This window comes from Sutcliffiella horikoshii (assembly GCF_044809035.1).
Classification (GTDB): Bacteria; Bacillota; Bacilli; order Bacillales; family Bacillaceae_I; genus Sutcliffiella_A; species Sutcliffiella_A horikoshii_G.
The window spans coordinates 3,637,095-3,649,900 of the sequence record NZ_CP085237.1; the positions used below are offsets into that span (position 1 = coordinate 3,637,095).

At 38.9% G+C, this 12,806-nt stretch carries 11 protein-coding genes, 1 other RNA gene and 1 riboswitch; of the genes, 3 read left to right on the forward strand and 9 right to left on the reverse strand.

Annotation, left to right across the window (positions count from 1 at the left end; genetic code table 11):
- A complete protein-coding gene (locus tag LG307_RS18940; protein ID WP_404445230.1) occupies positions 1-1,560 on the reverse strand; it encodes an ATP-binding protein in 1,560 nt (519 codons plus the stop codon).
- Between the two features lie 71 nt (positions 1,561-1,631).
- On the opposite strand from LG307_RS18940, the gene LG307_RS18945 reads away from it, so the two are divergent.
- Entirely contained in the window at positions 1,632-2,042 is a 411-nt protein-coding gene (locus LG307_RS18945; protein ID WP_404445233.1) for an LAGLIDADG family homing endonuclease, read from the forward strand.
- A 607-nt stretch (positions 2,043-2,649) separates the two neighbouring features.
- Here LG307_RS18945 and ssrA read toward each other — a convergent pair.
- The 4 genes from ssrA to LG307_RS18965 all read right to left on the reverse strand — a co-directional run bounded on the left by ssrA (position 2,650) and on the right by LG307_RS18965 (position 7,081).
- Positions 2,650-2,991, reverse strand: a transfer-messenger RNA (tmRNA) gene (gene ssrA, locus LG307_RS18950).
- A gap of 195 nt (positions 2,992-3,186) precedes the next feature.
- On the reverse strand, positions 3,187-3,654 hold the full coding sequence (gene smpB / locus LG307_RS18955; protein ID WP_404445236.1) for an SsrA-binding protein SmpB: 468 nt from the start codon (positions 3,652-3,654) through the stop codon (positions 3,187-3,189).
- Positions 3,655-3,771: 117 nt separating this feature from the next.
- Entirely contained in the window at positions 3,772-6,132 is a 2,361-nt protein-coding gene (gene rnr / locus LG307_RS18960) for a ribonuclease R (RefSeq protein WP_404445239.1), read from the reverse strand.
- A 208-nt stretch (positions 6,133-6,340) separates the two neighbouring features.
- Positions 6,341-7,081 carry an alpha/beta hydrolase gene (locus LG307_RS18965; protein WP_404450506.1) on the reverse strand — a complete coding sequence of 247 codons (741 nt, stop codon included), beginning with the start codon at positions 7,079-7,081 and terminating at the stop codon, positions 6,341-6,343.
- 451 nt (positions 7,082-7,532) lie between these two features.
- A riboswitch (cyclic di-GMP riboswitch) is annotated at positions 7,533-7,637 on the forward strand.
- Between the two features lie 28 nt (positions 7,638-7,665).
- Here LG307_RS18965 and LG307_RS18970 point away from each other — a divergent pair.
- Complete coding sequence (locus LG307_RS18970; RefSeq protein WP_404445242.1) at positions 7,666-7,806, forward strand: anti-repressor SinI family protein; 141 nt, start codon at positions 7,666-7,668, stop codon at positions 7,804-7,806.
- Between the two features lie 94 nt (positions 7,807-7,900).
- A complete protein-coding gene (locus tag LG307_RS18975) occupies positions 7,901-8,230 on the forward strand; it encodes a helix-turn-helix domain-containing protein (protein ID WP_404445245.1) in 330 nt (109 codons plus the stop codon).
- A 17-nt stretch (positions 8,231-8,247) separates the two neighbouring features.
- On the opposite strand, the gene LG307_RS18980 is transcribed toward LG307_RS18975, so the two are convergent.
- The 4 genes from LG307_RS18980 to LG307_RS18995 form a co-directional block, all read right to left on the reverse strand.
- The gene (locus LG307_RS18980; RefSeq protein ID WP_404445247.1) at positions 8,248-9,228 is read right to left on the reverse strand and encodes a metallophosphoesterase; all 981 of its coding nucleotides are present in this window, start codon (positions 9,226-9,228) and stop codon (positions 8,248-8,250) included.
- Between the two features lie 62 nt (positions 9,229-9,290).
- Complete coding sequence (locus LG307_RS18985; protein WP_404445250.1) at positions 9,291-11,081, reverse strand: ABC transporter ATP-binding protein; 1,791 nt, start codon at positions 11,079-11,081, stop codon at positions 9,291-9,293.
- A 93-nt stretch (positions 11,082-11,174) separates the two neighbouring features.
- Positions 11,175-12,338, reverse strand: coding sequence for a nucleotidyltransferase family protein (locus LG307_RS18990; protein ID WP_404450507.1), 1,164 nt, complete (start codon positions 12,336-12,338; stop codon positions 11,175-11,177).
- Positions 12,322-12,789, reverse strand: coding sequence for a lasso peptide biosynthesis B2 protein (locus tag LG307_RS18995; protein WP_404445253.1), 468 nt, complete (start codon positions 12,787-12,789; stop codon positions 12,322-12,324). Before LG307_RS18995 ends, LG307_RS18990 begins: the two co-directional genes overlap by 17 nt.
- Between the last annotated feature and the right edge of the window lie 17 nt (positions 12,790-12,806).

Consider the following 12,806-nt stretch of genomic DNA (forward strand, 5'->3'; position numbering starts at 1 on the left):
TTAGCTATGCAGTGGCAGAATAATATCCACTATTGCTCCTTTTTTACTGTCGTTGGAAATAAGCAGTTTCCCGTTATGAATCTCTTCTATAATCCGTTTACAAACCATTAATCCCAGCCCATTTCCATCTATCTTGGTTGTGAGAAACGGTTGTCCCAAACGGTTTAGAATTTGGGCAGGAAAACCATTCCCGTTGTCGTGAAAACGGACTCGAAGTCGATTATCTCTCTCTGATCTCACACTAACTTTAAGTTTTCCATTTTTCTCTACGGCTTCCACACTGTTTTTCACAATATTGATAAATACCTGTTTCAGCTGATTTCCATCACTGTAAATTGGCTTTACATGATGAAAGTCGTACTGAATCTCAACATTTTTAAGAATGGTGAAACTAGATAACAATATCCCTATTTCACTAATTAATTCTCGAACATCATGCCAGTCCTTTTTTTGAACAGTTGGTTTAGAAAGAACGAGAAATTCGTTAGTGATTTGGTTGATCCTTTCAATTTCCTTGAGCATGATTTGTGTATAAAGATTTTCATCACTATCACTATTTTCCTGACACATCTGTATGAAGCCTTTTAAAGTCGTAAGGGGATTTTTTATTTCATGTGCGACTCCCGCTGCCAACTGTCCTACTATTGCAAGTTTTTCAGCGTTCTGAATATAGGATTCGGTTTTCGTATATTCGCTAATATCATGAAGTTGTATCAATGTCCCTTCTCGAAAAGGGAAGAAGTCTACTAAACACGTTCGGGTATCCTGATCATTTTGAAAAATAATCTTAAAATCTTTGATTGGTTTCCCTTTTATATAGAGGTCGTGAACTCGGTTTAACACTAGTAATTCATCAATTGTACAAAGTTCATTTTGATTTGACACCCCAAGAATATCTTTAGCTTTAGGATTAATTCTAACAATTTCTCTATTTTGCTCTACCACAATGTAGCCGGTATTAGATTGCTCCAGCACCATATGATTCATTTCATTTAAATATCGATTTTTTTCTAAAAGTTTCAATTCCCTTTGGATGGAATCCACTACCGTTTCCAAAGAAGCCATGATAAGCGGGTTCGCAACCTGCAAAAAAGTCATCATGGAAATCGTGCCAACTACTTGATCGTTATGAAGTAAAGGGGCACTGTAGCATGCAGTCTGATGGAGAAAATAGTAGAAATGCTCTTCTCCTATAACCTGTACAGGAACTCCAAGTTCCAGTGCAGCCAGAACAGAGTTAACCCCTGCCTGCTCTTCGCTAAATTGGACACCTTTCTTCAGACCGACTTGATTAACAACTGTATCTTCCAGGCTTGGATCGCCTAAGTACTCAATGATGTTACCTTTTTCGTCTGTAACCGCCACAAGAATGGGAATTCCTTTGCTCTTTTCTAAAAATGTATTCATAAACAGCTTAATAATATCCAATGTATCCTTGTATTCACTTTGAATATTGGACAGTTCCTTATCCGATAAACTTTTAAAAGCGGGGATGACATGTGGATTTAATTTATTGTAATGGCACCGCTCGCGCACCTTTGTTAAATACTCTTCTATCATGCTATCATCCTTTGAGACTTGTAATTTGCTCATACTAAAAAGTATATACTACTGGGAGTGGAGATGAAACGATGAAAGATTGGGAGGCGGCATATATCGCTGGCATTATCGATGGAGAAGGTAGTATTTTATTAACAAGAATACACAAAAATGAATTTAGACGTCCTTGTATCACTATAGCTTCTACAGATATAGAATTACTAGAATTTGTGCAAAGTATAATCGGTGGTGCAATTGTAAGGAAAAAGAATTACAAGCCCACTATCCACAAAAATTCCTTTTCACTAAATGTAAAATCAAAACGTGATGTTCTAAATACGTTGAAATATATTTATCCATATTTAAGAGTAGAAGTAAAAAAACGTAGAGCTATTTATATTTTGGATAACTACGAATTAGTTACAAAAAGAAATGGGAAGTATAAGTTAGAAGAACAAATAAATAAGACTAAATTTGAAGAGGCATTTTTTAACCTTAAATAAAAAAATAGCCCGGTCTTTATAAAATTAAAATGTAGAGGTTAACCGTTTCTTTTAGCAAATAGGGCGACATGAAGGCCCCTAATGGAGTTAAGTGTTTCTGCCTTCTTTTGTGAAGATGAAACAACCTTGTTGATTGTAGTGGAAGGCGCGCAGAGGACAGGTGAGAGACCGCAACGGAGTGAGGAGGCTCACGGACCGCCCGCAGGCAAGCGAAGCACCCTGGAGCGGAAATCAACTGAATTCTATACTTTCAGATTCTTTTAAAACAAATAAAAGACCACACTATTTTCTAGTGTGGTCTTCTTACATTAAAATGGAGACGGTGGGACGTGCAATTCCATGCTTTCGTCATGGCACTGACTATATCTTGAACCTCACTTTGGAGGCCCTCTGGCGTATTATGCGAACTAAGTTTTTTAGTTGCAGCTGCAACTAGCAGTTCCGCATCCTAGTATTACCACAGATGTGGCAACCTATGAGTCGATACACGGCTGTTGGATTGCTCCACATACCGCTCGGCATTGCCTTATCGTAAAAAATACGACTTAGGTTTCACCGATAAAGCCAGATTTTCACTTACATGTTACCATGCAAGGCGACTAATAATTAATCGAACCCACGTCCAGAAACATCGCCACTTAAGCATCTACGAGTGTAGTCAATATATTAGTATTTCGCTGACCGTTCCGCCTATTGACTGGCATCCTGGCAGCTAGCCTGATTGTGCTCTTCCTTTGACCTCAGACGGCGATCTCCGGCGTAGCCCACTTAGAGTGAGTCCCTGATCCTACCACATGGGCGATGGAGGGAGGAACCGCTATAGTCTGTTATTAAGCAGCTAAAGCGAAGTTGTTGTTTTCTTTGCCAGTTATATTGGCGTTGACGTTGATGACGAGGACGATCCCCCCGACTCGCAACCCAAGCTCGAACTATCCCTGTCGAATCCGTAACGTCCCCTCGATTAAAATGTCTCTGTTGAAATTTAAATCAACAAAGAGCAAACAACGAGGTTCTACGGGAAAGATAATCAAGCCAATGTGTTGGCTATTCAATTATCAAAGTGTCACTGCTTATGTCAGCGACAACTATATTATAGCACATACAGATTACTTTGCAATTGTAAGTTATTGTAAATGAAGCTACACTATTCCTTTTGACGTTCACGGAACGCTCTTTCAATGTCACGTTTCGCTTCTTTCTTCTTTAAATCATCACGCTTGTCGTATTTCTTTTTCCCTTTACCGAGTCCTATTAAAAGCTTGGCATAACCGTTTTTAAGGTAGATTTTCAAAGGAACTAATGCATAACCTTCTTCTTTCGTAAGACCGATTAGCTGATTAATCTGTTTGCGGTGAAGAAGCAGCTTCCGGGTACGAAGCGGATCATGATTATAACGATTTCCTTGCTCATAAGTACTGATGTGCAGGTTGTGTAAAAATACTTCTCCATTCTGTACACGCGCAAACGAGTCTTTCAAGTTCACTCGGCCGGCTCGCATGGATTTAATTTCTGTTCCTTGAAGGACCATACCAGTTTCATATGTCTGTTCAATGAAATAGTCATGATTGGCTTTTTTGTTGGTGCTGATGACCTTACCTTCCCCTTTTGGCATAGATGTTTCCCCCTTTCTTTCTAATGTAGCGTAGTGAATATTTTACCAAATCCATCTCTTCACTACAAGAAAGAAGAGCCTCCTCTTGGAAAAAGGCTCCTCATCTTTTTGATTCTATCACTTCTTCTTTTTACGTTTCTGTTTAGGCGCATTGTCAAAGAACTTCTTATTTTTCTTTTTCTTTTTTGCTGGACCTTGAGTCGTCCAGCCGATTTCAAATGTGTAGTCGTCGATATTGCTCTCGTCTTTACGCTTCTGGCTACGGCCTTTGGCTGGCTTTTTACGTTCGCTCTGAATGACACGAGGCGCACTTTTCGTATCTGGGCGACGAGTGCCCTTCATTCCAACTACTTCGAAGTCAATGGAACGCTCATCTTTATTAACGTTGATAACACGTACCGTGATTTCATCTCCAATACGGTACACTTTACCGGTGCGCTCCCCGATCATCGCATAATGACGCTCATCGTAGCGATAATAATCATCCGTCAGGTAGCTCACATGGACAAGGCCTTCAATGGTATTTGGAAGCTCGACGAACATGCCGAAGTTCGTGACAGAGCTGATGATTCCATCGTACTCTTCTCCAATTTTATCAAGCATGTACTCGGATTTCTTTAGTTCATCCGTTTCACGCTCGGCTTCTACCGCACGGCGTTCCATGTTGGAAGAATGCTCGGCGATTTCAGGCAGCTTGTCGCTCCATTTTTCCTGTGTTTTCGCATCAAGCTTTTTAAGAATCAGGTAAGTGCGAATCAAACGATGGACAATCAAGTCAGGGTAACGGCGGATTGGTGATGTGAAATGTGTATAGAACTCTGTGGATAAACCAAAGTGTCCTAAGCTTTCCTCATCATATTTCGCCTGCTTCATGGAACGAAGCATGACAGTAGATACGACCATTTCCTCTGGCTTACCTTGTACAGCTTCAATTACTTCCTGAAGCGCACGGGGATGTATCTCGTTGCCTTTTCCTTTTACCACATAACCGAAGTTAGTAATAAATTCGAAGAAACGTTGCAACTTCTCCTCTTTTGGATCCTCATGGACACGATAGATGAACGGTACATTCATCCAGTGGAAATGCTCGGCAACCGTTTCGTTTGCAACAAGCATAAACTCTTCAATAAGACGCTCTGCAACCGAACGCTCGCGGAGCACAACATCCTTTGGAACTCCCTCTTCATCCACGATTACCTTGGACTCTTTGAAGTCAAAGTCAATTGCTCCACGTGTCATCCGTTTTTTGCGTAGGACAGCAGCCAACTCTTCCATTAACTGAAACATCGGAACCAAAGCTTCATAACGAGCAGTTACTTCTTCGTCCTTATCCACTAGAATTTTTTTGACATCTGTATATGTCATACGTTCCGTTGTCTTAATGACACTGTGGAAAATCTCGTGTTTTACAACTTCACCGGCATTATTTATTTCCATCTCACAAGAAATGGTGAGGCGGTTCACTTTTGGGTTCAACGAGCAGATACCGTTGGAAAGGCGATGCGGAATCATCGGGATCACGCGATCCACCAAGTAAATACTTGTCCCACGCTCCTGTGCTTCCAAATCAATAGGCGAGCCTTCTGTCACATAATGCGTTACATCCGCAATATGGACGCCAAGCTTGTAGTTGCCATTGTCTAGCTTCGTAACGGTAACCGCATCGTCCAGGTCCTTTGCATCCGCTCCGTCAATCGTCACGATTACCTGGTCGCGAAGGTCACGACGGTCCCCAAGATCCTTTTCATCAATTTCATCAGGAGTTGCATTTGCCTGATCCAACACTTCTCTTGGAAACTCTTGTGGCAGGCCGTGTTTATGAATAACTGAAAGAATATCCACACCTGGGTCATTTTTATGCCCGAGTATGCGGATGACTTCTCCCTCTGCACTGAGGCGACCTTCCGGATAGGTAACCAATTTTACAACAACCTTATGTCCTTCGATCGCACCATTGCTGGCACTTTTAGGGATGAAAATATCATTGGCAATCTTCTTGTCATCTGCAATAACGAATCCGAAGCTTTTGCTCTCGGTATATGTACCAACAATCTCTTTGACTCCACGTTCAACGATCCGGATGACTGTACCTTCTTGTCGCGAATCACCTGCAGCCTTTCTGCTTACCCGCACAAGCACGATATCTCCGTGCATCGCATTGTTCAGCTCGTTCGGTGGAATGAACACATCGTCCATATCCGCCTCTTCTGGCATAACAAATGCAAAGCCTTTAGAGTGACCGATTACTTTACCTTTAATCAGATTCATTTTTTCAGGAAGCCCATAGCGGTTGCTACGAGTTCTCACAACGAGTCCTTGGTCTTCCATGAACACTAGGGCTTTGACGAAGTCCTTGAATTCTTCTGAGTCTTTAATTCCAAATGCTTGTTCTAATTCTTGTGTGGTTAGTGGTTTGTAGGCTTCTTCTTTCATATAGGAAAGTAGTTTATCTACATGCTGTTGAATTATTTCTTCCATTATATATCCCTCCCCTTTTCGGGTTCTTGAGTGTCTGTGGTTAACCGCTGTTGATTTACACGCTAGGCTTCGCTTTCCAGTGGGATGTCCGGAAGCCTCCTCACTTCGTTGCGGGGTTTTCCTTGTCCCTTTCTCCCACAGGAGTCTACGCTTATCGTTCCAATCATCAGCTAGGTTACTTCAATAATTAGAGTTCTTATATATAGTATTACCAATCCAACGACTCTAAAAACTCGTATACGTCTTCGTGGAGTTGCTCGCGTTCTTTGTCAAGCGTGATGACGTGTCCGGATTCCTCATACCATTTGATTTTCTTATCATCTGATTCCACTTCATTGTAAATAATGTTGGCACTGTCTGTGTTAATCATGTTGTCGTGTCGGGCTTGCACCACAAATGTTGGGGAATAGATCATGTCTACATTATTCCGCACGTCGGCAATCAATTCCTGCAACGCCTTCAATGTACCCATAGGTGTCTTTTCAAATTCCTTCATTTCTTGTTCAATCTGCTCCGCACTTTTACCTTCACGGCGTTTGAATTCACGCGCGTATTCGAGGATACCTTGATACATAATCTCCTCACTTTTGATATACATCGGTGCACACATAGGCACAATACCTTTGACCGGAACTGTGTAACCTAATTTCAAGGAGAAAACCCCGCCCAAAGACAGGCCGACAACCGCAATGCTTTCAAAACCTTTATCTTTCAAAAACTGATAGGCTTCCATTACGTCCTCCCACCAATCCTCAGGTCCGGTATGAACCAATTCCTCCGGTGGTACTCCATGCCCTTTATACTGAGGCGCATGGCAAGTATAACCTCTCTTCTCCAAGAACCGGCCCATCATCCGCACGTCAGCCGAATTTCCTGTAAATCCATGTAACATCAGTACCGCACGATCTCCGCCTTCAAACGTAAAAGGCTTTGGCAGCTTCACTTTCATCACGTAAGAACATCCTTTCTTTCACATGTATTTATAGTATGCTACTTTTAATTAAATATCAGATATGATTAGTCCGAAAAGAACATTTTACCATAATGAAGTTAGAATAGCTTTATGTGAGCCTTTTTCGAGAGGGATTTGCTATTTTAGGGGGTAGTTTTTAAAGAAGTATGAAAAATGAATGTTTCGTAGGATAAAATCGACAAAAATAATGTTTTCCTTTTTCTGAATTAAGAAGCGAAATAGGCCTTTTTACTATTCAAAAACGGATATTCAAGTCCTGAAATCAGCCATTATTAACTTTTCATTCCTGAAAGCATTTTTCTAAAATAATTTAACCCATTCGACATTAATCAGCAACATTCCAAATATAGTTATTTTATAATAAATTCAGGTTTAAATAAGGACAATCGTATTAATACTAAAGTTTTATGGAGTAAGAGATTAATACAACAGTCAAAGGCAAACTTGCTGAAAAGCAAGGACGCAAAGTCAACAGATCTAAGGTTGTAAAAGAAAAATTTCTTTTACTAATTAAGATGGCTGGGCTGCCTGAAATACCAAGTATTTTAGGAGGGAAAAGGATGGAGAAAGTAACGGTTATAATAACAGAAAATTTAGACAAGGAGTGGGTAGAGCTAATTGGAAGTGCACTTAAATTAGGTATATCTTCTGCTGAAATCAGAGATTTTTTACATAAAAAGGGGCAATTTTTTTCTGAATAATTCCATTCACTGATTATTCATGCATTTTTTGTTCTAAATATCTAACAATCCTTTCGTTATATGCTATAATAAGCATGATAGGAAGGTGAAAGCCATGATAGGAGAACGAATAAAAAAATATAGAGAACAGCGTAAAATGTCTATGTCAGAACTGGCAGAACGTGCTGGTGTAGCAAAATCGTATTTAAGCTCCATTGAACGAAACTTACAATCCAATCCTTCTGTACAATTCTTGGAAAAAGTATCTTCTGTCTTAGGCATTTCCGTCAATACTTTATTGCACGATGAAGATAACAACGAAAACGTAGATCAAGAGTGGACAATGCTCGTACGCGAAGCAATGGACTCAGGCGTTACAAAAGAACAGTTTAAAGAATTTCTGGAATTTAATAAATGGAAAATAAATCAGGATACAAAAAAGTAAGTGCCCCAACATGGCACTTACTTTTTTGATGTAAATGTGATTACGTTTAATTCAGGTGTATTAAACAAACGAAACTTCATAAGTGGTATAGTATCACTACTACCTAAACCTGTGCTAACGTATTGTTTAATACCTTTATATTCCCAGAGGCCCTTCACTCTGTCTTGGGGTGGGAAGAGACCGTTTCTTTCATAAAAGGATTCTGGAATAAATAGTGCTCCATAAAATGGTATTCTATATTGTCCACCATGATAATGCCCAGCTAATATTAAATCGAACTTTCTGATATTGTAATGATCATCACTGAATATAACATCCATACGAGAATCAGGAATTGGATAGTGATTTAAAGCAATTAATAAATCAGATGATTCTTCATTTAAGACTTTATTTTCTTCATATTTATCCATTTGAAGTTTAACATAAGGCGAAATGTTACCATCTTCTGATGTCGTTTTATACGCCTCGATTCTCTCGTTACTGATTATAGAACTCTCAAAATCAACTACCCTAACCAAAGAATTACCTTTTCTAATTGAATATGTAGTATCTAAGAAAGCTACTCCCCTTTCTTCCATACCATCAATAAAATCATTTTTTTCAAGCCCAGACGTTGTAAACAGATATGAACGAGGATCCGCATTACCAGGCACAAAAAGTGCATGCTCTTTATTTTCAATTCCTTCAATTAAGTTGTAATATGGGCTGTAATTTCTGCTAGTACTACTGTTCAGCATATCTCCAGTAAAAACAATGACATCGTATTCAATGTCATTAATTTTTTTAAGTAATCTTTTTTGTTTGTGCCCAAATTCCTTTTCATGGAGGTCAGTTACTTGTAAAACGGTAAATCCGTTTAAGGCTTCTGGAAGCTTTTCTATCGCGATTGTCTGTTCCACTACTTTTATTCGGTTGTTGTCAAAAACATTATATATAAGCAACAAAAGTATTATAACGAATACTATTTTAAAAATATGCCCCAAGTTTACTACTACCAAATCACACCTCTCCAATCCCTTTGCATAAAGCATGGAAAAAGAAAACACCCACATCGTGAGCGTTAAGACATTGCTTCTAGTTGGTTTTTCACCAAATTACTAAATACACTTTTTTTCTCTTCTGCTAGTTGAACAAATCCGCCTTTTTGAATAATCTTTCCTTCATCAAGAACTACTACTTGGTCTGCTTTTCGAATAGTCGATAGCCTATGAGCAATGACAATGATCGTCATTTTCCCTTTTAAGTTTTCTATGGCTTGCTGTATTTTTGCTTCATTTTCAGAATCAAGTGCACTAGTTGCTTCATCTAATACAAGGATTGATGGTTTTCTTAATATAGCTCTTGCGATAACCAAGCGCTGGCGTTCCCCTCCGGATAGCTTTATTCCTCTATCACCTATAACAGAGTCCAATCCATCAGGCAGTTTTTTTATAAATTCTGCTGCTGAAGAGAAGTAGAGAGCTTCCCAAAGTTCTTCTTCAGTAGCATTCGGATTTACTAACATTAAATTCTCTCTTACAGTTGTGTTAAAAAGGAAAGGATCCTGGGGTACATAACTAACTGCTTTTCTTAATGATATAAGGTTATCTTTTGTGAGAGACTTCCCATCAACCAACACCTCACCAAACTCTGGTTGATTCAGCCCCATAAATAAATCTATAAGCGTACTCTTTCCAGCACCAGACCTGCCAACTACAGCAGTCATCTGATTAGACGGAATGTGCAAATTAATATTCTTTAAAGCAAAATCTGGTTGGTCGGTATTATATCGAAAAAAAACATCCTTTACTTCAATACTTTTCTTCACTACTAGGGGTTTACTATTTTCTACAGCTGTAAACTCTCTTGCCTTTCTAGATTCTGATTGAATGGCAATCACTGCTTGGAATGCAGGGATGGTAGTCGCCAACTGCTCTAACGAACCTTGAATTCCTGCTACCCTTGGCCACAACCTTGAGAAAATGATAATAATTAGCATAAGCTGCGTTACCTGAGCATTAAAGAGGTTCACAGCGATGTAGGTAAAGGTTGCTATTAAAATCGCTGAAGCAATTTTATAGTACATTTGTGATTTTGTTTTCAACTTGGTGTATTCAATTTGTTCATTTTTCATACGTTCTGTAATAGATTGGTACCAATCCATCCGTGTATCTTCTAATGTATTACTCTTAATATCCTTAATTCCATTAATTTGATCCGTAATTCCCGCTAAATAACTTCTACCTAAATCATAATTTCTCTTCCCTAGTTCCAAGGACCATTTTAGAAACTTCCTATTTAAAAATACTAGCAGTACACCGCTTAATAGAACAAACCCCGTTATACTTGGAGACAACCATAAAGCCAATCCGATTTGAATACCTGTAAAAATTAAAGAAGAAAGAAATTGCAAAAATGAATTGGTACCAGCACTCGCCCTAGCAATTTCTGCTGTCATATAGTTGATTAAATCTGACTTTCTATTCTTGATAAAAAAATTCCAGTTCGCATGCAAAAACGCATCATAAGTTTTCACCCTTAAATGTCTAAAAAAACCGTGCTGGATAATCGCATTTCGTATCGTTATTTGACGGTGCACCAAATTATGCGCAATTACAATCAATACATAAATAGAGAGAATACCCGGTAGTCCTATGAGATCCGGAATCCTCTGCAAGATTTCATAAACTCCAGCAAAAGGTGTACCACTGACCTCAAAATTAACAAATCCTGTCATTGTAATCATCGGAATTAATAACAACAATCCAATCCCATCAAGGAGACCGATGATTATCATAGATGCCATGTTAATGTAGAGAACCTTCCCTGCATAAGCATGGATTTGCTTAAAAAAATAGAGCACAGCGTTCATGACAAAACCTCCTTGGTCCTTGAATGGGTTAATAACTCCATAATGTACTTTCTATATATGTAACAGCTACAAACAATTCATTTTTCAACTTCATTAAGAAACTATCTGCCTTCGAGATTTTCTCCAAGCCCATAACATCGGCCTTAAAGGGAAATAAAGAAAGTGTAATAACTTTGGTAACGGTAGAGTTTCCGCGTCCTCAGGATAAGGAAACAACCAACATAGCATCGACAAAAATTTCTGTTGTGGAGACATTAACGAGAAAAGGTGGCTTCCATGGTATTTTGAAACATCTTTTGGAACTGGATCTGTATGAAGGTTCACCATTCTTTCTAAATAAAAAATGGCTTCTTGTGCTAACTTCAAAGACTTGTTATCAGCAATCCTATTTGCATATTTAGGCAATCTGGAATCTAATAACCCTTCTGCAAGTAGAAAAGCCTGCCCACCAACTTTTTCAACGTGGTACTTTTTCATTTTTTTCATGACTTCACGCCAATTCAGGTCAGCTTTTAGCATTTGTTGGATATCACAAAGCCATCTCAAACGCGACCACCCATGTCGTGCTCCATGGGTAACCAAGAAGAATAACAAGTCTTCTTTCCCTAAAATATATAATGGCTCTTTAAGAAGCGAGCTCGTTCTCTTATGCTTCCACAATTGGTCAAAGCTCGGTTCAAAGGCAGGTCCAGGATTTAGACGCCAATGGATTTCTAATTTCACGCCCTTTTCCTTATGGAAAAACGTAATATGGTGGTGTCTCCATGACCAATCTCCTAGAATTGTTTCTATATAGTCATCCTTTATATATCCATGCAACGAAAGAAGTTCCTCTGCTTTCTTAAGCTCACTGATTGGAATAAGGACATCTAAATCGCTACATGTTCTCAAAGATAAATCTCCGTATAAATCATGTGCTAAATTTGGTCCTTTTAGAAAAATAATCGGGATATCACTTTCTTTAAACGTTGCATTTACCCGGCTCATTTCCGCACTAAGCTTAAGCATTTGAAATGTATTTTTTTTATAATAGCTTGCTAGTTGCTTTTTCACTTCACTTGGAATAAAGTCCATTTCTTTTATCCTTTGATGGAGGAGTGGGTAAAGGCGATGATGTAATGTTAAGTCTAAAAAGAGGCTCCAGTCGATCATTTTGACATCCACTATATGTATAGATGGTTCTTCCTTTAAAAGCTCTAGAAGGAAGAGTAACTCTTTTGGAACACTCTCTACATTCAGATTAGTTTCCTTCATAATGACCCGTCCCCCCTAAAGTCTTAGCAAATTTCCCAACTACGGTAAACCGTTCCATTCCTTCTGCACCAGTAACATAATAAGGGCCACTTCGTAACCAGGCATGTGCAATCAATTTTCCATTCTCATCCTTTGCCGTGCCAAGATAAAGTGTACTTTCAATTTGCCGTTTTTCTAGCATTCTCATAGCAGCAATTGCTTTTACCAGGCACTGGCTTTCCCAAAAGGTGTATTTACTCATAATATGGATTGATTGAGAAACATTAGCTAGAACTTTCCTATTGGTCAGTAAAGGATCAAAAGAAGTCTCTTTCATTTTCAACCCTAAAGATGGAGCAACTCTGGAAAAAGGAATGCTCTTAAGATATCTAGCCCACGCCATATAAATATAGGATTCTACTAACAGCTTCTTGGACTCCTTATCCGTGTTCCATAAAATCTTTAATTTGTTCATCTTTAAGGTCCCCTTGT

Bases quoted from the DNA above. Each gene is read 5' to 3' on its own strand.
- LG307_RS18940 (WP_404445230.1), bottom strand. From the start codon at position 1,560: ATGATAGAAGAGTATTTAACAAAGGTGCGCGAGCGGTGCCATTACAAT.
- LG307_RS18995 (WP_404445253.1), bottom strand. From the start codon at position 12,789: ATGAACAAATTAAAGATTTTATGGAACACGGATAAGGAGTCCAAGAAG.
- LG307_RS18975 (WP_404445245.1), top strand. From the start codon at position 7,901: ATGATAGGAGAACGAATAAAAAAATATAGAGAACAGCGTAAAATGTCT.
- smpB (WP_404445236.1), bottom strand. From the start codon at position 3,654: ATGCCAAAAGGGGAAGGTAAGGTCATCAGCACCAACAAAAAAGCCAAT.
- LG307_RS18985 (WP_404445250.1), bottom strand. From the start codon at position 11,081: ATGAACGCTGTGCTCTATTTTTTTAAGCAAATCCATGCTTATGCAGGG.
- LG307_RS18965 (WP_404450506.1), bottom strand. From the start codon at position 7,081: ATGAAAGTGAAGCTGCCAAAGCCTTTTACGTTTGAAGGCGGAGATCGT.
- LG307_RS18970 (WP_404445242.1), top strand. From the start codon at position 7,666: ATGGAGAAAGTAACGGTTATAATAACAGAAAATTTAGACAAGGAGTGG.
- LG307_RS18945 (WP_404445233.1), top strand. From the start codon at position 1,632: ATGAAAGATTGGGAGGCGGCATATATCGCTGGCATTATCGATGGAGAA.
- rnr (WP_404445239.1), bottom strand. From the start codon at position 6,132: ATGGAAGAAATAATTCAACAGCATGTAGATAAACTACTTTCCTATATG.